Source organism: Stenotrophomonas maltophilia, assembly GCF_006974125.1.
Taxonomy (GTDB): domain Bacteria; phylum Pseudomonadota; class Gammaproteobacteria; order Xanthomonadales; family Xanthomonadaceae; genus Stenotrophomonas; species Stenotrophomonas maltophilia_O.
Map to the genome: position 1 here is coordinate 154868 of NZ_CP037858.1, position 26123 is coordinate 180990.

Genomic DNA, 26123 nt, shown 5'->3' on the forward strand with positions numbered 1-26123 from the left:
TGCCAACCTTGGTTGGCAGGCCTCATTGCCCTGGTAGGGGCCAACCGTGGTTGGCGCGCTTTTCGGCACCGCGCCAGTCGAGCAAGCTCGACTCTACGGCTCTGCGCGGAACGGCCCATGTCCCTGCAGCTGCTGGTGGTAGCGCCGCACATCGCGTCGCTCCTGTCGGCACCAGTCCTGCAGTGCTTCTGCGAAATCCGCATCAGCCACCCAGTGCCGGCTGCGCACCAGCGTCGGCAGGAAACCCCGCGCCAGCTTGTGCTCGCCCTGTGCACCCGGTTCGAAACGGGTCAGCCCTTCGCGCAGGCAGTATTCGATACCCTGGTAGTAGCAGGCCTCGAAGTGCAGGCCGGGCAGGGTGGCGCCACCCCAGTAGCGGCCATACAGCGTGTCGCCACCGCGCAGGCACAGCGCGCCGGCAATCGGCTCGCCGTCCTGTTCGGCCAGGAACAGCACCAGCCCGCGGCCCAATGAAATGGCCAGATGGCGCAGAAAGGCCTCGGTCAGCGCCGGGGCGTTGCCGTACTCGAGGAACGTCTGCAGATAGAAGCGATACATCGCCTGCAGGTCTGCGCGGCCGGCTTCATCGCCGTGCACCACGCGGAAGGTAATGCCCTGACGGGTGACCTTGGCCCGTTCCTGGCGGATGTTCTTGCGGTGCTTGTGGTTCATCGCGCCGAGGAACTGCTCGAACGTGGCCCAGTCGCCAGGGTTCTGCCACTGGAACTGCACGTCCTCGCGCAGCAGCCAGTCGTCGCCGAACAGCGCCTCGTCTACTGCGGTGTGGAAGTTGATATGGGCCGAGGATACGTCCAGCGCGGGCAGTGCCTCTCGCAATGCCGACAGCAGCGCGGCGCGCTCTGAATCGTGACGGGCCAGCAGCCGCGGCCCGGTGACCGGCGAGTACGGCACCGCGCCGAGCCATTTCAGGTAGTAGTCGCGGCCATGGCGGGCATAGGCGTTGGCCCAGGCATGGTCGAACACGAATTCGCCGTGCGAATTGGTCTTCAGGTAGCCAGGAATGGCGCCGACCAAGGCGTCGCCTTCCCAGAGCGTGAAGTGCCGGGGTTGCCAGCCCCAGTCCTCGCGCAGGCAGCCGTGCTGTTCAAGGCCTGAGAGGAAGGCGTGGCTGACGAAGGGGTTCTGCCCATCGTGCAGGGCATCCCAGTCGGTGGCGGGAATGGACTGCAGGGAGTCGAGGAAGCGGGGGGAAGGCATGAGGGAAGGATAGGGCAGGCGGGGCGTCTTCGGGGCTTAGTGGGCGTTTGGTTACGCCTTTGGCTTGAGGAAATTCAGAACCTCATCGCATTGCGAACGGGGGCGCCCTGTCTCTCCGATCGCGCCGCCAAGGTGATGGCGCAGCCGCTGGACTGAACACCATCACTCGAGGAACTGCATATGAGCCACACACCTTTGCTTCGCAGTCTTGCCGCACTCTGCCTGATCGTCACAGGTCAAGCGATCCATTTGCCTGCCATGGCAGGCCAGGGGGGAGCGCAGATTGATGCTGCGCGAACTGATGCGGAGCTGGATACCGTTCTTACAAGAAGGGCGCAGGAAATCCTGGATCGATCACCAAGGCTTGAAGGGCAGGCGAGGCACATTCGAGTGCGGGTTGGGTTTGAACTGGGGGCGGGGATTCTGCGGATTGATTTCGGCCCGGGATTCATCCTGGAGCATCATGGCGCCAGCTTTGAAGATCAGCACGACGCATTCCGTCACGAGTTGACACTGCTTGCCGAACAGGTTCTGCCGGTTACGAAGATTGTGTATCTCTATGAGGGGCGCCCGAGGCAGGACTATTTTCCCGAGATCAAGGAGGAGGATGAGGCGGCGCTCCGCGCAAGGAGTGCTCCCCCCCGGCGTGGGCATGCATTCGTTTCGGCATCGCATGGCTACTACTATCATCACGGTTGGGGGCGATGGGTGTTGCAGCGGGATGAATTTCACGGAGTTCAAGAGGATTTCATTACGCCGGGGTATGCGGACGAGCTGCAGCTGTTGCTTGCTCAGCGGAGTGGGGTAGCGACGACGCGCCCACGATCCCAGCTGGCTGAAGTTGTTCACCCTGAAGCACTGCATCCGTGGTGGCAGATGGCCGCGCGTTACGCGATCAAGGAGCGCTTTCCAGAGAATCCCAGGATCTGGAACTCAAAAGGAGATCGCATCTACGCCAGGCGCGACTATGACGACGACATCAACAGCCGACCCTTGCTGGCAAATCACGTAGGTTCCGAGGTCGCACTGCACCTCCATACAGACGGTGTTGATGACCAGCGTGTGACAGGCACCCGCGTTGTCGTGCAGCCGGGGCGCCCGCGGGACGCGGAGCTGGGGCGAAACATCCTCTGCTACATGAAGGAGCTGATCCGAAGTGTCGACGGTTACGAGGAATTTCAGGTCACCAGCGAGCCGTTTCTTGAGGACAAAGGCGAAAATCGCCTTGCGGAGATGCCGTCGGCTATTGTGGAAATGGCCTTCCACACAAACCCAACCGATGCTGCAGCCTTGCTGGACCCGGCATTTCGCACCGCCTCAATGAAGGGTGTCGAGAAAGGCTATCGGCTGTTCCGTGAAGGGGAGGGTTGTGTGCCGTTGAAGGTGGAGCCCATCCAGTCCATCGAGCTGTCCGCAGGGAGTTCGCGGCGCGTCGATGTGGTGTTTGAGGGCCATCCCCGGTACCCGATTGATCTGGTCACCACCAATGTGGGTTGCCCGCCCGGATGGACCTGCACCGACGGCAAGGTCCACATCGCTGCGCCGGACGAGAAGTCCAGTCAGATCATCATGAGGTGCGAGAACGCTGGCAGCGCCCCCTTGTTCTGGAACACCCAGGTGGTCGATGCCGATGGCGTGAAGTCGCCGCCGGTCAGGCACAGGGTGCAGTGCATACGGCGGCCGGGTGGGTTGAGTGTTGCGGCGACAGGGCTGTCCGGCTCGTGAAAACGAAAAGGCCGACGCACTGGCGTCGGCCTTCTATCCGGAGTCGAGCGTGGCTCGACCCTACAGAAGCGGGTCAGCCTCTCAGCTGGCCTTGCCCTGTGCGTCCAGGTAGCGCTCGGCGTCCAGTGCGGCCATGCAGCCGAAGCCGGCTGAAGTGATCGCCTGGCGGTAGTGCTGGTCGGCCACGTCGCCTGCGGCGAACACGCCTTCCACCGAGGTCTGGGTGGCATTGCCGCCCAGGCCCGAGCGGATTTCCAGGTAGCCGTTGTTCATCGCCAGCTGGCCGTCGAACAGGGTGGTGTTCGGGTGGTGGCCGATGGCCACGAAGAAGCCGTGGGCGTCGATGTCGCGGGTGCTGCCGTCCAGGGTGGACTTCACGCGCACGCCGGTCACGCCGGCGTCGTTGCCCAGCACTTCCTCCACCTGGTGGTGCCAGACGGTCTCGATCTTGCCTTCGGCCACCTTCTTGAACAGCTTGTCCTGCATGATCTTTTCCGCCTTCAGGGTGTCGCGGCGGTGGACCAGGTAGACCTTGCGGGCGATGTTGGACAGGTACAGGGCCTCTTCCACGGCGGTGTTGCCGCCACCGACCACGACCACGTCCTGGTCGCGGTAGAAGAAGCCGTCACAGGTGGCACAGGCGGACACGCCGCGGCCCTTGAACTCGTCCTCGGTCGGGATGCCCAGGTACTTGGCGGTGGCGCCGGTGGAAATGATCAGCGCATCGCAGGTGTACTCGTGGCTGTCGCCGATCAGCTTGAACGGGCGCTGCGACAGGTCGGCGGTGTGGATGTGGTCGAAGATGACCTCGGTCTCGAAGCGCTCGGCATGGGCCTGCATGCGCGCCATCAGGTCCGGTCCCATCAGGCCGTGGGCGTCACCCGGCCAGTTGTCCACCTCGGTGGTGGTCATCAGCTGGCCACCCTGCTGCAGGCCGGTGATGACGACCGGCTTCAGGTTGGCGCGGGCGGCGTAGACGGCGGCGGTCCAACCGGCCGGGCCGGAACCGAGGATGACGAGGCGCTGGTGGCGGGAGGGCAGGCTGGTGCTCATGTAAACTCGCGAAAAGGTAGATGGGACAAGGTGCTGGCGATGTTTGCGCAGCATCCGTGGCAGGTCATAGAGTGGCGGCTGGGGCAGGGCGATTCAAGCCGATGAACAGAACGCCGTCATCCAGCGGTGGTTCCGGCCCTCCGCAGGCCCTGTCAGATGTCGCATAACTGAAAACTGACGCCGTCTCATTTATTATCAATCACTAACAGCGCATTCCAAAGGTATGGTCTAAGGTGGCGAAGCAGGTCCCCGAACGCTCCAAGTCCGACGACAGCAAGGCGTCACGTCGCACGGCTGCGGCGGCGACGACCGACAATCCACGCCGCCAGCGCCTCTGGCGCGATCTGGGCCTGATCGCCATCGCGCCGGCCCTGCTGTACCTGGCGGCCAGTCTTTTCACCTATTCAGCCACTGATCCGGGCTGGTCGCATACCGGCAGCGTGGTCGCGCCGGTGCACAACCTTGGCGGCCGCGCCGGGGCCTGGATCGCCGACGTGCTGCTGCAGTTGTTCGGCTACATCGCCTTCCTGCTGCCCGTGGTACTGGGCGCGCTGGCGTGGATCGCGATGTTCGGGCTCAAGCGCGAGAGCAAGGGCGAGAACGACCTGGACCCGGCGCTGCGCCTGGTCGGCCTGGTCGGCTTCCTGATCGCCGGCACCGGCTTCCTGCACGTGCGCCTGTTCAGTGGCGATGTCTCCAGTGCCGGCGGCATCCTCGGCAAGCTGGTCGGCAACTCGCTCACGGTGGGCTTCGGCGCGCTGGGCGCGAACCTGTTCGTGCTGGTGCTGCTGCTGGCTTCGATCACCCTGGCCACCGGGCTGTCCTGGTTCACGGTGATGGAGAAGATCGGCCGCGGGGTGATGTCGCTGGCGCCGCTGCTGGCGCGCAAGAAGGAAGAAGTCACCGAGTGGCAGCAGACCCGGGTGATGCGCGAGGAGCGCCAGGAAGTGCGCAAGGCCGACGCCGAAGTGCGCGCCAAGCGCGAGCCGGTGAAGATCGAGCCGCGCCCGGAGCCGGTGATCGAGAAGAGTGACCGGGCCAAGCGTGACACGCAGATCCCGATGTTCCGTGGCGTCAACGGCGATGGCTCGGACCTGCCGCCGCTGGCCCTGCTGGATGACCCCAAGCCGCAGCCGGTGGGCTATGACAAGGACACGCTGGACGCGCTGTCGCGACAGATCGAGTTCAAGCTGAAAGATTTCCGCATTGACGCCCAGGTGGTCGGTGCCAACCCCGGCCCGGTCATCACCCGCTTCGAGATCGAGCCTGCGCCGGGCATCAAGGTCAGCCAGATCAGTTCGCTGGACAAGGACATCGCGCGCGGCCTGTCGGTGAAGTCGGTGCGCGTGGTGGACGTCATTCCGGGCAAGTCGGTGATCGGCCTGGAAATCCCCAACGTCACCCGCGAGATGATCTATCTCTCCGAGTTGCTGCGTTCGAAGGAGTACGACAAGTCGGCCAGCGTGCTGACCCTGGCGCTGGGCAAGGACATCGCGGGCCGCTCGACCGTGGCCGACCTGGCGCGCATGCCGCACCTGCTGGTGGCTGGTACCACCGGTTCGGGCAAGTCGGTGGCGGTCAACGCCATGGTGCTGAGCCTGCTGTTCAAGGCCTCGCCGAAAGACCTGCGGATGCTGATGATCGACCCGAAGATGCTCGAACTGAGCGTCTACCAGGGCATTCCGCACCTGCTGGCGCCGGTGGTCACCGACATGAAGGAGGCTGCCAACGGCCTGCGCTGGTGCGTGGCCGAGATGGAGCGCCGCTACAAACTGATGAGCGCGGTGGGCGTGCGCAACCTGGCCGGCTTCAACAAGAAGGTGAAGGAAGCCCAGGACGCCGGCCAGCCGCTGATGGACCCTCTGTTCAAGCCGAACCCCGAGCTGGGCGAGGCGCCGCGCCCGCTTGAGACGCTGCCGTTCATCGTCATCTTCATCGACGAATTCGCCGACATGATGATGATCGTCGGCAAGAAGGTGGAAGAGCTGATCGCGCGCCTGGCACAGAAGGCACGTGCGGCCGGCATCCACCTGATCCTGGCCACGCAGCGCCCGTCGGTGGACGTGATCACCGGCCTGATCAAGGCCAACATCCCGACCCGCATCGCCTTCCAGGTCAGCTCCAAGATCGACTCGCGCACCATCCTCGACCAGTCCGGCGCGGAAACCCTGCTCGGCCATGGCGACATGCTGTACCTGCCGCCGGGTACGGCCATGCCTGAGCGCGTCCACGGCGCCTTCGTCTCCGACGAGGAAGTGCACCGCGTGGTCGAACACCTCAAGGCGATGGGCCCGGCCGACTATGTCGACGGCGTGCTGGACGAAGTGCAGACGATGGGTGACGGCGTGGTCGTCGGCGCCACCGGCCTGCCCGAGAACAGTTCTGCCGGCGACGAGTCCGACCCGTTGTATGACGAAGCGCTGCGGGTGGTCACCGAGACCCGCCGTGCTTCGATCTCCGGCGTGCAGCGCCGGCTGAAGATCGGCTACAACCGCGCGGCGCGACTGATCGAGGCCATGGAAGCGGCCGGCGTGGTCAGTGCCCCCGAACACAATGGCGACCGTACGGTGCTGGCGCCGCCGCCGCCCAAGTAAGACCCGACGTACCCCCACGACGTCCAAGGAACCGACGCATGCTTCACCCCGTACCCAGCGCGCTGGCACTGGCGCTGGCAGCCTTGATGGCTGCCGGCCCGGCACTGGCAGACACCGCCACCTCCGCGCCCGCCACGGCGCCGCCTTCCACCAGCGGCGATACCGAAGCCAGCAACAATTTCAGCATTGTCCGTTACCGCGCCGACTACCAGGTGCGGCCGGACGCGGGCAATGTGCAGACCGAAACCTACGAAGTCCTGCTCAAGACCAAGGCCTCCGTCGAGCAGTTCAGCCAGGTGCGGCTGAGCTACAGCGAGAAGATGGAGACGCTGGAAGTGCTCGGCGCCTACACCATCACCGCCGACGGCCAGCGCCGCGACGTGCCGGCCGACCGCATCTACACCCAGGAGAGCTACTCCAGCGCCTCGGCGGCGATGTATGCCGATCGCAAGGTGCGGGTGATCGTGTTCCCGAACCTGGCCCCGGGCACGCGCCTGTACTATCAGGTGCGTCGCACCCAGGCCACGCCGTACTTCCCGGGCTACTTCGGCCTGTGGGAGACGTTCAATGTCTTCACCGAGTACGAGGACGCCGAGGTCACCCTCAGCGCGCCGGCCAGCCTGCCGATGTTCGTCGACAGCCGTGGCGTACAGGGCAGCGACCGGCCGACGGTGAAGAACGGACAGGCGCAGTGGCGCTGGCGCTACCAGCGGCGCGAAGCCATGCCGGCACAGAACTGGTCGGCGGCGGGCTGGGAGTTCGGCCCCAACATCATGGCCAGCACGTATCGTGACTGGTCGCAGATGGGTCGCGCCTACCAGCTCAAGGCCGGCCCGGCGGCCGAGGTGACCCCGGCGCTGCAGGCGCTGGCTGATGAGATCACTGCTGGCATCAGCGACCGGCGCGAGCAGGCCGATGCGCTCTACCGCTGGGTGGCGCAGAACATCCGCTACGTGGCCGTGTATCTGGGCAATGGCGGCCTGGAGCCGAACAGTGCGCAGAGCATCCTCGACAACCACTACGGTGACTGCAAGGACCATGTGACGATCCTGGAGGCGCTGCTGGCGGCCAAGGGCATTGCCAGTTCGCCGGTGCTGATTGGTGCCGGCGGCGGTCCGACCCTGCCGAAGATCCCGGTGCTGGGCCGCTTCAACCACGCCATCACCTACATTCCCGAGTTTGATCTGTACCTGGATTCGACCACCGCGTGGGCGCGTTTCGGACAGCTGCCGGAAGGGGATCTGGGTGCGCCGGTGATGCGGACGCGCGATGCCACGCTGGCGCGCACCCCGGCCAACACGCCGGAGCGCAATGCAACCTCGATGGAGGTGCGCTTCACCTTCGACGCCAACGGCAACCTGCGCGGCGAGACCATTCCGAAACTGGGCGAGAACGCCGAGATCGGCATGCGCGCCCAGTTCTCCCAGCTCAACGCGCAGAACCGCGCGCGCGCTGAAGAGCAGATCATGGCTGCCTCCGGTTTCGACGGGCGAGGGCAGCTGCAGATCCAGGGCGTGCCGGTCGACCTGACCCGGCCGTTCGGTTATCGCATGGGGTTCCAGGCCGAGGACTACGCCGATTTCAGCGTGGCCGGCGGCATGGCCGTGCCGGACCCGCCGGGTGGTGAGTCGGTGCGTGGGCTGTATGCCACCGCCTCGGCGCCGGCCAACGAGACCCCGTTCTACTGCAATGCCAGTCTGCGCGAGGAAACCTATCGCCTGCAGTTCCCGGCCAACGCACCGATCATCGCGGTCCCGGCCAGCCAGCGCTTTGCCAACGCCGCCGGCGAGTACCGGGTGGAATGGAGTCGCGAAGGGCAGGAGGTGACCGTGCATCATCGCTTGCAGCAGAACGCGGTGCGTGGGCCGGAGGCGCTGTGCCAGCCGCAGGACTACGCCGCGTTCCGCGCGCTGTACCGCGAAGTGCGGCGCGGCTTCCGCGGCCAGGTGCTGTACGGCAAGCTGAAGTAGATCCACGCCGCGCATGGATGGCGCAACGCCTGGCGGGCATGGCCCGGCACTACTGGGTGGCAGTAGATCCCCGCCACGCGTGGATGAAATCGTCCTCGTGCGTGCATCGCCGTTCGACGATCGGGGCGTCATAATGACGCCCTGATCGCCCATTCAGCTTGTTCCGGGCACACTCGTATCCAACTTTCCTGGCCTGCGTGCCGACAGGATCTCCGCATGAACGTCCGCCTTCGCCGTTTCCTTGCCACCACCACCCTGGCCGTGGCCTGCGCCGCCGCCGGCAGCGCCTGGGCCGGTGCTCGCGATGACCTGAAGACCTTCACCAGTGGCCTGAAGGGCCTGGATGGCCAGTTCAGCCAGCAGGTGTTCGACAGCCGCGGCAAGGTGAAGGAATCGACCAGTGGCCGCGTGGCGCTGTCGGCGCCGCGCCTGTTCCGCTGGGAGTACGTGCGCCCGCACGAGCAGCTGATCGTGGCTGACGGCAAGAAGGTCTGGATGTACGAACCGGACCTGGAGCAGGCCACCGTGCGCGAGCAGGGCAAGGAAGAGCAGAACAGCCCGCTGACCGCACTGATCAATCCGGCGCTGCTGGAGCAGCAGTACGACGTCAGCGAAGAAGCCGCACAGCGTGACGGCCTGCAGTGGCTGTCGCTGTCGCCGAAGCGCGAAACCGAAGCCAGCTTCCAGTACGCCGCGCTGGGCTTCAATGCCCAGGGCCTGGCCAGGATGGAGATCACCGACGCTGTCGGCCAGCGCACCGTGATCAGCTTCAGCGGCTGGAAGCGCAACCCCGGCTTCGCCGCGGGCACCTTCAGCTTCACCCCGCCGAAGGGCACCGACGTCATCGGTAATTGATTGCGGTCGCCGGGCATGGCCCGGCGCTACCTGTCCTGGTGGGTGTCAACCGGCACCGCCTTGGTGGGTGTCAACCTTGGTTGACACTTTCTTGATCAGCCGGCCAGCGGCCGGCTCTACCGGTTCCTGAGGCCTGGCGCTGGTGGGCGCCAACCTTGGTTGGCACGCGCTCGCGGTACAATGAGCGGGTGGCAAGACATCGTTCAACTTCCTTCCCCGGCCCCGATCTGCTGAGCGTCGATCGGGAACATCTGCGCCCGCTGGCCGAGCGCATGCGCCCGCGCACCCTCGACGAAATGGTCGGGCAGAAGCGCCTGCTGGCGCCGGACAGCGCGCTGCGTCGCGCGGTCGAATCCGGCCGCGTGCATTCGATGATCCTGTGGGGGCCGCCGGGCTGTGGCAAGACCACGCTGGCGCTGCTCTTGGCCGAGTACTCCGACGCCGAATTCCGTGCCATCTCTGCGGTGCTGTCCGGCCTGCCGGAGGTGCGCCAGGTGCTGGCCGAAGCCGCGCAGCGCTTTGCCGAAGGCCGGCGCACCGTGTTGTTCGTCGATGAGGTGCACCGCTTCAACAAGGCGCAGCAGGATGCGTTCCTGCCGCACATCGAACGCGGCACCATCCTGTTCGTCGGCGCCACCACCGAAAACCCGTCCTTCGAGCTGAACTCGGCGCTGCTGTCGCGGTGCCGCGTGCACGTGCTGGAAGGCGTTTCGCCCACTGACATCGTCGAGGCGCTGGAACGTGCGCTGGGTGATCGCGAGCGCGGCCTGGGCGAAGAGGGCATCGAGGTCGCGCCCGAACTGCTGCTGGAAATCGCCACCGCCGCCGATGGTGACGTGCGCCGTGCACTGACTCTGCTGGAGATCGCCGCCGAGCTGGCAGGCGGCGAGGGTGGCCGCATCACCCCGCAGACCTTGACCCAGGTGCTGGCCGATCGCACCCGCCGCTTCGACAAAGGGGGCGAGCAGTTCTACGACCAGATCTCGGCGCTGCACAAGTCGGTACGCAGCTCCAACCCGGATGCCGCGCTGTACTGGCTGACCCGCATGCTCGATGGTGGCTGCGATCCCTCCTATCTGGCGCGTCGGCTGACCCGCATGGCGATCGAGGACATCGGCCTGGCCGATCCGCGCGCGCAGAGCATGGCGCTGGAAGCCTGGGACATCTATGAGCGGCTGGGCAGCCCGGAAGGCGAGCTCGCCTTCGCCCAGCTGGTGCTGTACCTGGCCAGTACCGCCAAGTCGAATGCGGGCTACGCCGCGTTCAACCAGGCCAAGGCCGATGTGCGCGCGAGTGGCACCGAAGAAGTGCCGCTGCACCTGCGTAACGCACCGACCAAGCTGATGAAGGAGCTGGGCTACGGCGCCGAGTACCAGTACGACCATGATGCAGAAGGCGGCATCGCGCTGGACCAGACCGGCTTCCCGGATGCGATGGGTGAGCGGGTGTATTACAACCCGGTGCCGCGCGGGCTGGAAATCAAGCTGAAGGAAAAGCTGGATCGGCTGCGCGCGGAGCGTGAGGCAGCTCGGGCAGCAAAGGGTCGCTGACCCCGCTTGTGTAGCGTCGAGTCATGCTCGACTTCGCTCTTGGCCGGGTTGTTGGCACATTCGGTAAGGCAGTCGAGCATGGCTCGACTCTACAGTGGCAACATTGTTCCCGGCGCGTGCATTTGGCACACTGCGCGGCTACTTTTTCAAGGATCGATGCCGTGCAGGAAATGATTCTGCCGTTGAAGCGCTATGCCCAGTTCGAGGGCCGCGCCAACCGCCGCGAATACTGGATGTACCAGCTGTTCCTGTTCCTGGTCGCAACGGCAGTGATGCTGCTGGCCGGCGTGCTGGCGATCCTCCTGCGCAACAGTGCCGATGCACTGGCCGCCATCCTGATCGGCATGGTGGTGCTGCTGTGTGTGATGTGGCTGGTCACGATCGTGCCGCTGATCGCGGTGACCGTACGCCGCCTGCATGATTGCGGCCAGTCCGGCTGGCTGTTCCTGCTGGCGCTGGTGCCGGGCGGCGGGATCGTGATCATGATCTTCGCGCTGCTGCCGGGCACGCCGCAGGAGAACATTTATGGTCCGGTGCCTGCGGGGCCGTGATGCTGCATGAGTCGAGCATGGCTCGACTCTGCAGGGCAGGTAAATGAAGCCGGCATTTTTGCCGGCTTCGTCTTTACTTGACGGCGCAATCGCCGAAGGACAGGTAGTCCGTGCCCGAGCTGAACTGCAGCGTGCAGCTGGCGGTGAAGAGGGCGCCTTCTTCCAGGGCGCCCAGCTTGGCGGCCTGCTGGTCGTCAGAGGTGGTCAATCGGGCCAGAACATTGCCCTGGTCATCACCGGCCTCAATGAGCGGTTCGCCAGCCAGGTTGCTGGAGACGCCCAGCGCCACAGCGGTGAAGGTCACCGTCTGGTTGAGCTCTTCCATGCTCAGGGTCGAATTGCCGGCCTCTTCATAGGCCTGGTAGAGCGTAGGCAGATCCTGCGCGGCGTGCGCGGCCAACGGTGCAAGCAGGCCGAGGGTAAGGGCGATCAGTGCGGTGTGCTTCAAGGGGGTCTCACATTCATGGGATCCAATCCCATGGCGGTTGTGCGCAGATGAACGCGACCCGGATGGCGGCAAGTGCCCGCCGTCCATGGCTGCGCTGGAAGCGGGGCGATCCAATGCCCCGGTGCGCGGAAAATAGGGGAAGTGCCGCCTCCTGTGCAACCGGGCATGCGCGCGCGTGATACACAGCGTGACGTTCGATCGATGTGATAATCATTCGCGTTTAAGGTAGACTGCGGTCCCTTGTGAACCGGCGGCCGCGGGCCGCTCCTGCCGTCGCCGATGAAGCATTTCGTCCTGCCCTCGCACCGTGGTCCGCTGGCCCGCGGACTGGTCGCCTTGATGATGGGTCTGCTCCTGGCCACCCCGTACGCCCATGCGCAGCAGCGCAATCCGCTGCAGAAGATTGGCCGCACCGTGCTCGACGAGCCGGCGGCCAGCTATCGCTTCGAGCATTTCGTGGTGGACAGCCCGGACCAGCAGCGCCGTTGGCGGGTGAACCTGGCAATCCCGGCCAAGGCCGGCAAGACGCCCTCCCCAGTGCTGTACGCGCTGGACGGGAACGCCGTCGCCATGGTCCTGGACCAGCCGCTGCTGGCCGAACTGGCCGCGCGCAAGGCGCCACCGGTGCTGGTGCTGATCGGCTACGACAACGACCTGCGCATCGACTCCAAGGCGCGCACCCGCGACTACACCGCATGGATCGATCGCGCCGACGACGAAAGCGGTACGACCCAGGCGGTCGGCGGTGGCGCGGCGGCCTTCCTGGATGTGATCGAACGTCGCATCAAGCCGGAAGTCGAGCGCCGCGCACGCATCGATGCGCAGCAGCAAGCGCTGTGGGGCCACTCGCTGGGTGGGTTGTTCGTGCTCAATGCGCTGTACACCCGTCCTGCCGCCTTCCAGTCCTATCTGGCGGCCAGTCCCTCGCTGTGGTGGAGCCAGGGCGCGGCGCTGGGTGATCCGGAACAGCAGTTCGTGCAGAACGTGCATGGCCAGCCGACAAAGCTCTGGTTGATGCTGGGCGGTGCCGAGCGTGTTGGCGATCGTGGCAAGCGTGACATGAACAATCCGCGCGTGGTCGCGCATCTGCGCCGCATCGGTGGCGCCACGCCGGATGCGGCGATGCAGTTGTCAGAACGGTTGGCCAAGGTGCCGGGCATGAGCGTGCAGTACCGTGAGTTCGACGGCCTCGGCCACGGCCCGATGCTGCCCGCGTCGTTCCATGCCGCGCTGCATGAACTGTACGGCGTGACCGACCGCAGTACCGGTGACGGTGCGTCCAACGGCGGTGACAACGCCGCCGAATGAATCCCTTCGCACGCGATGCCGTGCGACCCCACTACCCAGGCGAGGCTGCCGGCGTGCAGTGGCCCAGGCAACCGATGAATCCCGCGCCACGTGGCGCGGCCTACGTGTGCAAGGAGCCTTCCATGTCGTTCCGTCCGTCTCTCCGTCTTACCTCTCTCGCCGCCGGCCTGTTGCTGGCGGTGACCGCCACCGCGCAGCCGGTGTTCGATCAGCCGGCCAACGCCACCTTCAAGGGTGAGGTTGTCTCGCGCGGTGAGAATGTGGTTCCCGGCAGCACTGCCGACGTGGTCGGTCGTGGCTTCGTGCCGGGCCAGAAGGTCCGCCTGCTGCGTGGCGACAGCGTGCTCAACACGCAGCCGCTGGTGGTTGATGCCGATGGCAACTTCAAGACCCAGCTGAGCATTCCGGCCGACGCGGTGCCGGGTACGCACCCGGTGGTGGTGCGCGCCAGCCAGCCTGCAGCGGCGACGGTACTGAAGCTGCGTGTCTCGCCGCAGCTGCCGCTGTCCGGCCAGGCGCAGTTCGCTACCCAGTCCAACAAGCTGGTGCCGGGCCTGTACCAGTCCGCCTACAGCGCCGCCAGCAACGCGGTGTTCGTGACCTCGGCCGTGGGCCGCCCGCCGGTGACCCAGTCGCAGCTGCTGAAGCTGGACCCGAAGTCGCTGAAGGTGACCAAGGCGATCACCCCGGCGCAGGTGCCGGGCAGCACCAACGGTGCGGTGTACGCGGTCTATGGCGTGGGCGTGGATGACACCAACGGCAATGTCTGGGTGACCAATACCCGCCAGAACTCGATTGCGGTCTATCGCCAGAAGGACCTGTCGCTGGTCCACCAGTTCCCGGTCGATGCCGTGCCGCATGCGCGCGACGTGGTGGTTGACGGCACCCACGGCAAGGTGTTCGCTTCGGCCACCGGCGAGGACCACCTGTCGGTGTTCGATGCCAGGACCCTCAAGGAGCTGCCGGCAGTGACGCTGGAATCCGGCGTGGACGACGGCAAGTTCACCCCGATGAGCCTGGTGCTGGACGAGAAGGGCGGCAAGCTGTTCACCGTCAGCATCGGCACCCCGGAAGCGGCGGTGATCGATGTGGCCAGTGGCAAGGTCGACAAGGTCATCGACCTGGGCAATTCGATCAGTGCCTCCGGCGTGGCCTTCGATGCGGCGCGCAACCGCCTGTACGTGGCCTCGCAGGGCACCGACAACCTGCTGATCGTCGATGTGGCCGCCGGCAAGGTGCTGCACGATGTGCCGGTCGGCGCCGGTGCGCTGAACGTCGCCTTCGATGATGCCTCCGGCCTGGCCTATGTCAGCAACCGCGGCGCCGGCACCGTCACCGTGGTGAATGGTGACGGCAAGGTGGTCGCCAACCTCGACGGCGGCACGCTGCCGAACCATGTCCGTGCCGATGGCAAGGGCAATGTGTTCGCGGTGAACAAGTCGCGCGGCGCAGAAGACCCGAAGGGTGACCGCATCACCCGCATCACCCCGAAGCAGTAAGTCACACGGCGGGGCGGCATAAGCGTCGCCCCGTCAGCAAGGAGAATGTCCATGAACATCGCGTCCCGTCTGCGCCTGTGCGCGCTTCCGTTGGCTGTTTCGCTGGCGCTGTCTGCCTGCAGTGGTTCGTCGACGCCGCCGGATGGCCAGAAGGCCGCCGAGCCGCCCGCCGCAACGGCCGCTGCGGAAACCGCGTTGCCGGCAGGCTGGCAGCGCGTGGCCGGTGCCGAGATGCCGGCGGTGCATGACCAGAAGGCGGTGCTGCCGGCCAAGGTGCATTCCGACGATGGCGCCGACGTCGAAGTGGCCGACACCAGCCGCATCATTGCCGGCGGCGACGATGTCATCGCGGTGATCGAGGCGCTGGGGCTGGGCAAGCAGGTGTTCGCCGCGCCGACCAACACCACCACCCAGGCCGGCCTGGCCGCACCGCACCAGTTCCTGTTCAACCGCACCACGGGCGTGGAAGGCGTGCTGAGCCTGAAGGGCTCGCTGTTCCTCGGCAACAGCCTGCGTCGGCATACCGAGCTGGCAAAGAAGCTGCGCGAAGTGGGTGAGCCGGCGGTGGTCATCGATGACCTGCAGCCGGCACCGGACAAAGTGCGCAAGGTCGCCGCCGCACTAGGGCTGGCCGAGGCAGGGCAGGCGATTGCCACGCAGGTGCAGCGTCAGCTCGACGAGGCTGCAGCGATTGGCAAGGGGCTGGGCCATGCGCCACGAGTGATCCACGTCTCGGCAACAGGTGCCGGTGGCTCACCGACCGTTGCGGGTGCCGACAGCGCGTCGGCGCAGCTGATTGCATTGGCTGGTGGCGTCAACATCGGCACCGAAGCGGGGGTGAAGAACTACTCGCAGCTGAGCAATGAAGGCGTGGTCGCCGCGGCGCCGGAGGTGATCCTGGTGACCGAGCACGACCTGCAGCTGTTCGGCGGTGCCGAAGGCCTGTGGAAGGCGTACCCGACGCTGAAGCAGACCCCGGCCGGGCAGGCCAACCGGGTCTGGGTGATGCCGGATGTGCAGCTGAAGTACACCAGTGTGGGCTCCGGTGCTGGCGCGCTGGCGCTGGCCAAGGCCCTGGCGGCGTTGCCGAAGGCATGAGTCCGGCGGATCGGCGCCGCCGTCGCGGGCGGACGATGTTGCTGGTGGCGTTGCTGGCACTGCTGGGGGCGGTGCTGGCGTCGTTCGCCGTGGGTCCGTTGCGGTTGCCGCCGCTGGAGGTGATGCAGGCGCTGGCGGTGAAGCTGGGCCTGCTCGATCCGCAGGCGGTCAGCAGCCGTGATCTGGCCGTGGTCTGGCAGCTGCGCATTCCGCGTGCGCTGTTGGGCGCGATGGTGGGTGCGTCGCTGGCGATGGCCGGTGCCAGCCTGCAGGGCCTGTTCGGCAACCCTCTGGCTGATCCGGGCATCGTGGGTGTGAGCCAAGGTGCCGCGCTGGGTGCGGTGGCCGCGATCGTGCTGGGCGCTGCCGGTGCCGCCGGCTGGCTGGTGCCGGTGGCCGCATTTGCCGGCGGTGCGCTGGCGATCGGCCTGACGTATGCATTGGCCCGGCCGGGCAAGGGCACCGGTAACGCCACGCTGCTGCTGGTGGGCATTGCGATGGCGGCGTTCTGCTCGGCGCTGATCGGGTTCCTCACTTACATTGCCAGCGAAAGCGAACTGCAGTCGCTGGTGTTCTGGCAGATGGGCTCGCTGGCGCGTGCCAACTGGGCCGATGTGGCGGCGGTGGTGCCGTTGTTTGCGATTGGCGTGTTTGCGCTGCAGCGACTGGCCACGCCGCTGGACATGCTGGCGCTGGGCGAGCGCCAGGCACAGCACCTTGGGCTGGACGTTACACGCACGCGTCGCCGACTGGTGGCGTTCAGTGCGCTGCTGGTGGGTGCGGCCGTCGCCTTTGCCGGCTCGATCAGCTTCGTTGGCCTGGTGGTGCCGCACGTGGCACGCCTGCTGGTCGGCCCCGGGCATCGCTGGCTGCTGCCGTTGTCCGGACTGCTCGGTGCGCTGCTGATCGTGGTGGCCGATACCGCCGCCCGCACGCTGGATCCACCGGCGGAGATTCCGCTGGGCCTGTTCTCGGCTGCGCTTGGCGCGCCGTTCTTCCTCTGGCTGGTGCTGCAGCAGCGCCGCAAGGCGGCACCATGAGCGTGCTGCTGAAGCTGCACGAGGTGGTGGTGCGCCGCCAGCAGCGCGAGATCCTGCACGGCATTTCGCTGGCGTTCGAGCCGGGCACGGTGACCGCCCTGGTTGGCCCGAATGGCGCGGGCAAATCCACGCTGTTGGCGGTGGCTGCCGGTGACCTGCGTGCCGACGTGGGTGAGGTGAGCCTGCTGGGGAAGCCCTTGGCCAGCTACAAAGCGGGGCCGCTGGCACGCGAGCGCGCGGTGATGCCGCAGGAGCACGGCGTGCGCTTTGCCTTCAGCGTGGAGGAAGTGGTGGCGATGGGGCGGTTGCCGCATCCGCCGGATCCGCGTGTGGACGACGCGCAGGTGGAAGCTGCAATCGATGCCGCCGAACTGCAGGCCCTGCGCCTGCGCGAGGTGCAGCAGCTCTCCGGTGGCGAGTCCGCCCGCACCACGTTCGCGCGGGTGCTGGCGCAGGATACGCCGTTGCTGCTGCTGGATGAGCCGACCGCTGCGCTGGATCTGCGCCATCAGGAGCGCACGCTGCGCAGTGTGCGTGCCTGTGCCGAAGCGGGCGCCTGTGTGATTGTGGTACTGCACGATCTGAACCTGGCGGCCGGCTATGCCGATCGCATCGTGTTGCTGGAGCAGGGCAGGGTAGCTGCCGATGGCACGCCGCTGCAGGTGCTGACCGAGGACAACCTGCAGCGGGTCTACCAGCAGGATGTGGTGGTGCTGGAGCATCCACGCCGCGGAGTGCCGCTGGTGGTGGTGACCTGAGCGAAGGCTCGCCAGGTTGCTCCGGGTATCATGGTTGCTTCGTTTTCTTCAATGGACTGATGCCATGTTCCGTACCGTTACGCGAAGCGTGTTGCTTGCTGCGATGATTGCTTCGGTGTGCGCTGCCAATGCAGCTTCGACCTCCCAGGTTTCGCTGACCAGCGCGGCCGAGAACGCTTCGCTGATCGAGACGCGGCATTCCAGTGGCGATGGTGCCGCTGTGACGTCGATGAAGACGCAGTACTTCGCCAACGAGGAAATGTCGGTGAGTTGGGACGACCAGCAGGTGCTGGTGCTGTGCAGTGAAGCGGCGTACCTGCAGATTCCTGCCGCCAAGCTGAAGTCCGGAGCGTTGACCCCCGAGCAGCGGCAGATGATCGTCTATCAAGCGCTGATGTCAGGCCTGGGGGCTGTTGCGGGCGTGGTCGGGCCGGCAGGCGAGGTGGTGGCCGTGGCTGATGACGGTAGCGAGACCCGCAGCGTTGGCGAAAACAGGTGGGCATATGGCGTCGAGCGCTACGACGTGATCACCCAGCGGCTGCCGGACGGTGCACTCCGGGTCCGAGCCCGCAAGACGGAAACCGTGAATACCACGCCGCCGGCGGGACCGGACGACATGTTCAGCACCGAGGACGACCAGGCGGCACGCCTGTCCGAGCTGGCGCCGGTGGGCAGCTGGACCGAAGTCGTGGTCCGTGACGGCGCACGCCAGCCGCATGTCGATCCATCGATGTCGCTGAAGGGCTGGATCTCGATGGGCGATGACCAGGCTGCGACGGTGGCCGAGGCGCGGAAGCTGCACGGCTGCAAGTAAGGCAGACAGGGCGTCGGATCCCTTTGCCGTTGGCAAAGGGATCCGGCCCCAATGCTGGCCGGCCTCATCGTTCCATTTTTGCATTCAATATTCACTTGCGCGCCAGATTGGCAGGTCTAGAATGCGCCCCATGAACCGGATGCCGCTCCTGAAGTTTTTCACCCTGACCCGCGCAAGCGCGGAACGGGCGTGTCTGCCTGGAGCCCCACGAAGCCGTTGAGACGGCCATCGCTGGACCTTCGACAGAGCGCCCTCCGGGGCGCTTTTTTCGTTTCTGATTTCCCGCAAGTCGACTGACAGTCGACTCGACCCAGTACCGCCAAGGAGAACGTGCCATGCACCAGATCGCCGAGACCGAACGCTAGCCGCGTGCCCTGTCGCCAACCGGGGTGCGCGGCCCCTGGAGTTGGCTTTGCAGGAATCCCTTTATGAACACCCAAGTCCTTTCCCGCCGTCGCAACCTCGGCATCATTGCCCACATCGACGCCGGCAAGACCACGTTGACCGAACGCCTGCTGTGGAAAAGCGGCGAGATCCATCGTGTCGGCGAAGTACACGACGGCAACGCGACCACCGACTTCTCGGCGATCGAGCGCGAGCGTGGCATCACCATCGGCGCGGCCGCCGTGCAGGCGCAGTGGGCGCCGCGTGACCTGCCGCCGCATCGGCTGACCCTGATCGATACGCCCGGCCACATCGACTTCGCCATCGAAGTCGAACGTTCACTGCGCGTGCTCGACGGTGCCGTGGCCGTGTTCTCGGCCGTGGACGGCGTGCAGCCGCAGTCCGAGACGGTGTGGCGCCAGGCGCGCCGCCATCGCGTGCCGCTGATCGCCTTCGTCAACAAGATGGACCGCGTCGGCGCTTCGTTCGAGCGCGTGCTGGAGCAGTTGCAGGACAAGCTGCGGGCGCGGCCGTGGGCACTGGGCGTGCCGTTGGGCAGCGAAAGCGGCTTCAACGGCTGGGTCGATCTGGTCGACGAGCGCGTGCTGCAGTGGCGCGACGGTGCGGCGACGGTCATCACCCCGTGGGACGACGCGGCGCGCGCGCAGTGGCAGGCTCAGCGCAATGCGCTGGTCGAAGCCGTGGCCGATCACGATGAACAACTGGCCGATGCCTGGCTGGAAGGGCGCGTGATCGATGCCGAGCAGCTGCGCGCGGCGATCCGTCGGGCGACGCTGGCGGGTGCGGGCGTACCTGTGCTGGCCGGTGCTGCGTTCAAGGACAAGGGCATCGAGACGCTGCTGGATGCAGTGGTCGATTACCTGCCGTCGCCGCTGGATCGCCCTGCCGTCAGCGCTGAAAGCGATGAAGGCGAGGTGGTGCTGCCGCCGGATCCGGATGGCCCGCTGGCAGGCCTGCTGTTCAAGATCACTCATCAGCAGCACGGCGCGCTGAGCTTCGTGCGGATGTACTCGGGCACCTTGAAGGTGGGCGACGCGGTGGCCAGTTCGCAGCATCCGCAGGGGCGGCGCGTCAGCCGCCTGGTGCGGGTGCAGGCCGACCAGACCCATGACATCGAACAGGCCGTGGCCGGTGACATCGTCGCGGTACTGGGCTGGAAGGATGCGGTCAGTGGTGAAACGCTGAGCGGCCGTGCACAGCCGCTGCGCCTGGAGAACATCCAGGCACAGGCGCCGGTACTGGCCTGGCGGCTGGAGCCTGCGCGTGCGGCGGACCTGATCCGGATGGCGCAGGGGCTGGCCAGCCTGGCCCAGGAAGATCCCTCGTTCCGCGTCGAAACCGACCGCGACACGGCGGAGACCCTGGTCTGGGGCATGGGCGAGCTGCACTTGGAGGTGATGGTCGAGCGCCTGCGTAGCGAGTGGAGGGTCGATGTCGGCGTGGGTGCGCCACGCGTGGCCTACCAGGAGACGCCGATGCGTGCGATGGCCGGCGTGGTCGGGCGGCTGGTCAAGCAGACCGGCGGCCAGGGCCAGTTCGCGCACGTGGTGCTGGACGTGGCGCCGCGCGAGGACGATCAGGTGGTGTTCAATGACCGCATCGTCGGTGGCGTGGTGCCGCGCAGCTTCATCGCAGCGGTGGAGAAGGGCGTGCGTGCCGCGCTGTCGGAGGGGCCGCAGGGGCATCCGGTGGTCGGTATCGAGGTCAGCCTTGTCGATGGCCAGACCCATGCCAAGGACTCTTCTGAGATGGCGTTCCATCGCGCAGGTGCCGAGGCGATCAAGGCGGCGCTGGCCGAGGGTGGCACGCAGCTGCTGGAGCCGGTGATGGCGGTGACGGTGCATTCGCCGTCGGCGTCGGTGGGTGACGTTGTTGGCGACCTCAACCGCCGCCACGGGCGCATCACCCGCATCGACGACCAGGAAGGTCGCGCCGAGGTCAGTGGCTTTGCGCCGCTTGCGCAGCTGGTGGGTTACACCACCTCGCTGCGTTCGCTAAGCCAGGGACGGGCGAGTAGTGAGGCGCACCTGCACGGCTACGAGCCGGTACGCGCTGCATGAGGAAAGGTGGGGAGCCCGTTCGCGGGCTCCCCTTTTTTGTGTTCGGGGCGCGCATCCACGCATGGCGTGGATCTACCGGGCGATCGGGTCGCGAGCTCTGCAGTAGATCCACGCCATGCGTGGATGGGGCCCTCGGGATGCGATTTTTTTGCATTGCATCGCAACAAAACTGCAGAAAAAGCTGGATTAAAGTGATGCCTCACGATAAATTGCGCACCCCCCGTTGCTCGCCGCCGCCCGCACCCCTCTCATGCGTGATGACAAAGACCCCGGAACCCTGGAGCTGACCCTGCCGCGAAAGCGCGGTCGTCCGCCCAAGTTCGGGTACGCCATGAGTGATGCGCAGCGGGCCGCACGCTATCGTGCGCGCCGGGCGGGGCAGGCCAACCACGCCGATGTGCGCTCCTGCTCGGACATGGTGCTGCTGGACAAGATCCGCGCGGCGGTCAGCGCCCGCGACACCGAACTGGCCGGTTTCCTGGTCCATGTGCTCTGGCAGCGGTACCCCCTGCAGCTGAAATAGGCCGTCGATGGGGTGGCCGTTGTCATCGAGCTTGTTGATAATGCGGGATTCAGGTTGTTCCCGCTGGCGCGCCCGGGATGGCAGGCGCGCATGATCGAACGGTTCCCAAGATGACCACCACCAGCGACACCACCACCGAAGCGGCGCCGAGCAACGCCCCCCTGTTCTACACCCGTCCGGTGCCGCTGCAGGCCGATGTGCACGCCGACCTGCGCATCCTGCCGGGCAGGCTCGAGTTTGCCGCGGGCAACAACGCCATTCCGCTCGTGCTCGGCGAGTTCTCGCTGGCGCTGCACCACTTCCCGATCCTCTTCGCTGGCCCGACCGCGGTGCCGATGGCTGCCGTTGGCGTGTCCGACCAGAACCTGTTCATCAAGGACGGCCTGTGGGAAGACGAGGCCTATATCCCGGCCTACCTGCGTCGTCACCCCTTCATCTTCATCGACACCGGCTCGGACAATGATTTCCTGCTGGGCATCGACGAAGAGAGCTCGCGCTTGGTCAAGGGCGGTGACGAAGGCCAGCCGCTGTTCGTCGACGGCAAGGCCACCGAGATGGTGCAGCAGGCGCTGGAGTTCTGTGGCCAGTTCACCCGTGAGCACGAACAGACCCAGGCCTTCTCCAGGGCCCTGATCGACAACGGCCTGCTGGTCGAGCGCAATGCCACCGTGCGTACCCCGGATGGCCGCGAGTTCAACCTCAATGGCTTCCAGGTCGTCGACGTCGAGAAGTTCGTGGCGCTGCCGGAAGCGACCGTGATCGAGTGGCATCGCAGTGGCTGGCTGGCGCTGATCCACCAGCACCTGATGTCGCTGGGTCGCTTCAACGACCTGACCCGTCGCCAGGTTGAGCGTCTGGCGGCCTGATCAGGCCCTGGGCATGGCTTCCGCAGTGCGGGAGCCATGCCATTGCTGAAGGACCCGCAACAGGCGTCGCGCATCGACCCAGTCGGGCGTGGCGTCGCGACCCAGTGCCCACAGGTCGGCCGCCGTGTCCGCCTCTGCGGCAGCCCCGTACATCTGCAGGGCCCCCTGTAGGCGATGCGCGTGATGGCATAGGTCAGTGGCGCTGGCCTCATCCATGGCCTGTTCGATCCGCACCAGTTCGTGGCCGATGTCCGTGATGTAGGCAGGGTCACAGGCAGCTGTGCCCGTTGTGATGGCCTGTCCGGTCACCGGCAGCTCCAGCGCCCGCAGCAGCGACTCAAGCTGTAAAGGCTTGGCCAGGGTGGCGTCGAACCCTGCTTTCCGGCAGCGCGCCACATGCCGACGATCACGGCGTGCCGACAGCGCGATCAGTCGCAGTGGGTTGAGCGCCTGCCTGCGCAGCTGCATGGCCAGTGCATAGCCATCCATATCCCCGAGCCCGATGTCGAGCAGGGCTACGCTGCGCGGCCTCACAGCCTGCTCGGCAAGCGCGCTGGTGGCGTCGCCAAAGGCGTGCACATCGGCACCCGCGCGGCGCAGCTGCTCGCTGATGACCCGGCGATTGAGTGCATTGTCTTCCACCAGCAGCAGCTCAAGCCCGCCCAGCGGCCTTCCGACCTCGGCGGCGGCTGACACGGTCTCGGCCCTGGCGGCGCGTACCGGCAGGCGAAGGGAGAAGCGACTGCCGCGCCCGGGGATGCTGTGCACTGACAGGTTGCCGCCCATCGCGCGGCCAAGCTCATGCGCGATCATCAGTCCCAGTCCGCTGCCTCCGCGCGTCCTGCCGTCTTCGCCCTGCTGGAATGGCTGGAACAGCACGGCAAGTTGCTCGGCAGCGATGCCGATACCGCTGTCGATCACATCCAGCATGAGTTCACGAGGGTCGTTGCCGGGCGTCAGTTGAAGGCGCAGTTCGATACCCCCGACATCGGTGAATTTGAGTGCGTTTCCCAGCAGGTTGTCGATGATCTGGCGCAGCCCCTCCGGGTCGATGGCGACAATGGGGCAGGGCTCGGGAAGACAATCGAAGCGAAGCGCCAGCCCGCGCTGCCGAGCCTGGGGGCGAATCGCATCCAGCGATTGGCGGCAGAGTCGTGCGATGTCGCAGGGTCGTGCGCTCGGCTTGAAGGTGCCGCTGGCCAGGCGTGAGAATTCCAGCGAGCGATTGAGCAGGCTGCGCAGCGAGGAGCCCGCGGCATGTGCGGCCGCCAGCACTTCGCGCTGCCCCTTGGGTGACGACGGCTGGCTGAGCAGGTCGATCGAGGCCAGTACCGTCTGAGCCGAATTGCGCACTTCGTGGCTGAACATACCAATCGCGCGGGCACGAGCGCGGCCTTCACCACGCAGGCGCCTGTGCCAGGCATGCCACAGGAACGGGGCAACTGCCAATGCGGCAGCCAGGGCCGGCAGCCACAGCGGGGGAAGCTGGCGCATCCAGTCCAGGGCGTGGTCGACCGAGGGGGGCGCCACCTGTCGGGCCCACAGCTGCAGCAGGCTGGCATGTTCTTCCAGCGTAATGTCGTGCAATGCCCGCTCGATGCGCTCCAGCAGCTGGCGATCTTCGTGGTGCGCAAGCAGGTGCAGGTCGGTTGAGAAATCACTGTCGAACGACTGCAGGTGCAGGTGCCCGGCGAAATGCCGGCGGATCAGCGGGCGCAGCGTGGCTTCCAGGCCGATTGCCAGATCGGCGGTACCGTTCTCGACGGCTGCCAGTGTGGCGTGACGATCGGCCAGGTGCAGCAGGCGGAGGTGTGGGTGGCGCGCCGCCAGCCATCCCGCATACGGTCCTCCTTCGACCACGGCCAGGACTCGATGATCGAGCTCCGTGATGTCGCGCGGCAGGCGTTCGCCGCTGCGCCCGGCGAGCATCGTCTTGCCACCGCGGAACGTTCTGGATGCCACCAGCCCGTGGCAGGGGGGTGGCAGGTGGGTGCCGATCACCAGTACCAGATCCGCTTCCCGCCTGCAGACGGCAGCCACTGATGCACCGGTGCTGGCATGCGGGTGTTCCTGGAACTGCAGTTGCGAACGCCGTGCAACCAGATTGGCGTAGCCGTGGGCCAGGCTTGGCAACGTGGTGCCGTCAGCGAGTGCGGCGGGTAGCGGGTGCAGCGATGGCGCGGTCGCCACCCGCACTTCGCGTCCCGGCTCCCATCCAGGCGACGATGCATCCTCGGCCGACGCGGCAGGCAGCAGGATGAGCGCCAGCAGCAGGAGGGGGGATGTGTACAGTCGATCGCGCATCTTCAAAGTGATTCCAGCTGCTGCCGCATGGCGTAGATCTCGGCATCGTTGCGCAGCCTGAGCTTGCGCAAAGCCGCAACCTTCTGCGTGCTGACAGTCTTGATGCTGCGATGACGCCGGAGCGCGATCTCCGAAACAGTCAGGCCGGCCAGCAGAAGCTCCAGTACTTCGCGCTCGTTGCGGCTGAGTTCTTCGCAGTCTCCCGGCAGGGTGCAGTCGGGTGGCAGTCGCGGAAGCCCCTGCGATACCCGCACGATCGCGTCCGACAGCATCGACAGTGGTTCGGTCTTGCTCACCACGCCACTGATGCCGGTGGCGATGAGCTGGTTGATGTGGGTCAAGGGTGACAGGGTCGCAAAAGCGAGCAGGGGGACGCGTGGAAAGTGCTCGCGCAGCAGCGGGGTCAGCTCGGCCGCGCTGCGATCGTCGCGGGCCAGGGTCAGATCGATGATCGCGACATCCACCCGCATCTGCTGGAGGCTGTCGATGAGTTCTTCGCTGCGGGCATGGCTGGCGACAATATGGAAGCGGACGTCGCGGGAGAGATGCAGGGCAGTGCCGCGACGGACGACCTCATGGTCGTCCAGGAGTGCCAGTTGCAGCGGGCGCGGGGCAGGAAGTCCATTCATGCGCAGGGAGGTGATCGGCGCCCGTGGGGCGTGATGATCATTCTGGCGCTGCTGTCGCGGCGAACATCGAAATTGCCTGATTTTTGCGATTATTCCTAAGAGTCGATGCGCTGCATCCATCGATTCGGGGCTATCCATTGGCGGGATGGATTGCAAAGCCGGAAACAGGCCATTTCCGCATGCGTGATGGGCGTCTGGCGTGAATGTCACCGGGAACCATCAGGGGCGGCGCGGCACCGATCCGCAACGCCCGGGATCGGTTTCAGGGCGTTCGACCCCCAGCGCGCAGGCTGCGCGCCATCTCGCTGGTTCCGGCCCAGCCAAGGTCGGCATAAAGTGGCTTGCCCTGCGCGGTGGCATGCAGGACTGCGTAGGTGGCGCCACGTTCGGCGAAGGCGTCGTCTGCCAGAGCCATCAGCTTCCGGGCGATGCCCCGGCGGCGGTACTCCGGATCCACGTACACGTTCAGGACGTAGCCACGGCAGTCCTGTTCCGGATGGGCAGGGTGGGGTGGCCAGTCGATCAGCATCAGTCCAATGCCGGCGATGGTTCTGCCGTGGTCTGCAAGGACATGGCCGAAGTACTCGCCAGAGGCCAGGCGCGGTGCCAGCCAGGCACGGAAAGGAGCCGCCATCGCCCGCAGGATCTCCTCGGCGCGCCCATTCTCGCGGAACATGGCTTCGCGGTGGGCGCAGATCGCATCCAGGTCGCTCGCACGGATCTGCCGCACTTCAAGCCCGTTCCATGCCGCTTCTGCGTGGCTGCCCATCGTGCTGATCCCCGGCTCAGGCCTGTCCGGCAATTCTGGCATCCTCTGCCGGGTGATGCATGACGCAGGACGCAACCGGATCGTTG

General features: G+C 66.2%; 21 protein-coding genes. 15 read left to right on the forward strand and 6 right to left on the reverse strand.

The genetic code is table 11. The features are described 5' to 3' along the window. Positions 1-93 precede the first annotated feature (93 nt). Positions 94-1218: a GNAT family N-acetyltransferase gene (locus tag EZ304_RS00690; protein ID WP_142805937.1), complete on the reverse strand. Its 1125-nt coding sequence runs from the start codon at positions 1216-1218 to the stop codon at positions 94-96. 180 nt (positions 1219-1398) lie between these two features. On the opposite strand from EZ304_RS00690, the gene EZ304_RS00695 reads away from it, so the two are divergent. Next, positions 1399-2943, forward strand: coding sequence for an N-acetylmuramoyl-L-alanine amidase family protein (locus EZ304_RS00695; RefSeq protein WP_260678168.1), 1545 nt, complete (start codon positions 1399-1401; stop codon positions 2941-2943). A gap of 81 nt (positions 2944-3024) precedes the next feature. Here EZ304_RS00695 and trxB read toward each other — a convergent pair whose 3' ends face one another. Continuing rightward, complete coding sequence (trxB, locus tag EZ304_RS00700; protein ID WP_057501125.1) at positions 3025-3996, reverse strand: thioredoxin-disulfide reductase; 972 nt, start codon at positions 3994-3996, stop codon at positions 3025-3027. A gap of 233 nt (positions 3997-4229) precedes the next feature. On the opposite strand from trxB, the gene EZ304_RS00705 reads away from it, so the two are divergent. The 5 genes from EZ304_RS00705 (at position 4230) to EZ304_RS00725 (ending at position 11516) form a co-directional block, all read left to right on the forward strand. Then, entirely contained in the window at positions 4230-6590 is a 2361-nt protein-coding gene (locus EZ304_RS00705; protein WP_099552253.1) for a DNA translocase FtsK, read from the forward strand. 38 nt (positions 6591-6628) lie between these two features. Further along, a complete protein-coding gene (locus EZ304_RS00710) occupies positions 6629-8560 on the forward strand; it encodes a DUF3857 domain-containing protein (RefSeq protein WP_099552252.1) in 1932 nt (643 codons plus the stop codon). Positions 8561-8776: 216 nt separating this feature from the next. Next, a complete protein-coding gene (lolA, locus tag EZ304_RS00715) occupies positions 8777-9415 on the forward strand; it encodes an outer membrane lipoprotein chaperone LolA (RefSeq protein ID WP_099552251.1) in 639 nt (212 codons plus the stop codon). 272 nt (positions 9416-9687) lie between these two features. Further along, positions 9688-10965 carry a replication-associated recombination protein A gene (locus EZ304_RS00720; RefSeq protein ID WP_260678169.1) on the forward strand — a complete coding sequence of 426 codons (1278 nt, stop codon included), beginning with the start codon at positions 9688-9690 and terminating at the stop codon, positions 10963-10965. A gap of 161 nt (positions 10966-11126) precedes the next feature. Beyond that, the gene (locus EZ304_RS00725; RefSeq protein ID WP_142808048.1) at positions 11127-11516 is read left to right on the forward strand and encodes a DUF805 domain-containing protein; all 390 of its coding nucleotides are present in this window, start codon (positions 11127-11129) and stop codon (positions 11514-11516) included. 73 nt (positions 11517-11589) lie between these two features. Here the strand turns inward: EZ304_RS00725 and EZ304_RS00730 are convergent, their stop codons facing one another. Continuing rightward, the gene (locus EZ304_RS00730; protein ID WP_099552248.1) at positions 11590-11964 is read right to left on the reverse strand and encodes a hypothetical protein; all 375 of its coding nucleotides are present in this window, start codon (positions 11962-11964) and stop codon (positions 11590-11592) included. Positions 11965-12243: 279 nt separating this feature from the next. On the opposite strand from EZ304_RS00730, the gene EZ304_RS00735 reads away from it, so the two are divergent. From EZ304_RS00735 to EZ304_RS00780, 9 genes are all read left to right on the forward strand, one after another. Further along, the gene (locus EZ304_RS00735) at positions 12244-13272 is read left to right on the forward strand and encodes an alpha/beta hydrolase (protein WP_142805939.1); all 1029 of its coding nucleotides are present in this window, start codon (positions 12244-12246) and stop codon (positions 13270-13272) included. Between the two features lie 122 nt (positions 13273-13394). Further along, positions 13395-14771: a YncE family protein gene (locus EZ304_RS00740; protein ID WP_142805940.1), complete on the forward strand. Its 1377-nt coding sequence runs from the start codon at positions 13395-13397 to the stop codon at positions 14769-14771. A 51-nt stretch (positions 14772-14822) separates the two neighbouring features. Then, positions 14823-15869, forward strand: a complete 1047-nt coding sequence (locus EZ304_RS00745) for a heme/hemin ABC transporter substrate-binding protein (RefSeq protein WP_142805941.1) — start codon at positions 14823-14825, stop codon at positions 15867-15869. After that, the gene (locus EZ304_RS00750) at positions 15866-16909 is read left to right on the forward strand and encodes a FecCD family ABC transporter permease (protein WP_014037165.1); all 1044 of its coding nucleotides are present in this window, start codon (positions 15866-15868) and stop codon (positions 16907-16909) included. Before EZ304_RS00745 ends, EZ304_RS00750 begins: the two co-directional genes overlap by 4 nt. After that, positions 16906-17667, forward strand: a complete 762-nt coding sequence (locus EZ304_RS00755; RefSeq protein WP_049467698.1) for a heme ABC transporter ATP-binding protein — start codon at positions 16906-16908, stop codon at positions 17665-17667. Before EZ304_RS00750 ends, EZ304_RS00755 begins: the two co-directional genes overlap by 4 nt. Before the next feature lie 64 nt (positions 17668-17731). Continuing rightward, complete coding sequence (locus tag EZ304_RS00760) at positions 17732-18481, forward strand: hypothetical protein (RefSeq protein WP_142805942.1); 750 nt, start codon at positions 17732-17734, stop codon at positions 18479-18481. A gap of 428 nt (positions 18482-18909) precedes the next feature. Continuing rightward, positions 18910-20946, forward strand: coding sequence for an elongation factor G (fusA, locus tag EZ304_RS00765; protein ID WP_142805943.1), 2037 nt, complete (start codon positions 18910-18912; stop codon positions 20944-20946). 250 nt (positions 20947-21196) lie between these two features. Further along, entirely contained in the window at positions 21197-21469 is a 273-nt protein-coding gene (locus EZ304_RS00775) for a hypothetical protein (protein WP_005409616.1), read from the forward strand. A gap of 110 nt (positions 21470-21579) precedes the next feature. Continuing rightward, positions 21580-22335: a SapC family protein gene (locus EZ304_RS00780; RefSeq protein ID WP_142805945.1), complete on the forward strand. Its 756-nt coding sequence runs from the start codon at positions 21580-21582 to the stop codon at positions 22333-22335. Here EZ304_RS00780 and EZ304_RS00785 read toward each other — a convergent pair whose 3' ends face one another. From EZ304_RS00785 to EZ304_RS00795, 3 genes are all read right to left on the reverse strand, one after another. Next, positions 22336-24639 carry an ATP-binding protein gene (locus EZ304_RS00785; protein ID WP_142805946.1) on the reverse strand — a complete coding sequence of 768 codons (2304 nt, stop codon included), beginning with the start codon at positions 24637-24639 and terminating at the stop codon, positions 22336-22338. A 2-nt stretch (positions 24640-24641) separates the two neighbouring features. Continuing rightward, a complete protein-coding gene (locus EZ304_RS00790; protein WP_260678170.1) occupies positions 24642-25406 on the reverse strand; it encodes a response regulator transcription factor in 765 nt (254 codons plus the stop codon). 124 nt (positions 25407-25530) lie between these two features. After that, positions 25531-26037, reverse strand: coding sequence for a GNAT family N-acetyltransferase (locus EZ304_RS00795; RefSeq protein ID WP_142805947.1), 507 nt, complete (start codon positions 26035-26037; stop codon positions 25531-25533). Between the last annotated feature and the right edge of the window lie 86 nt (positions 26038-26123).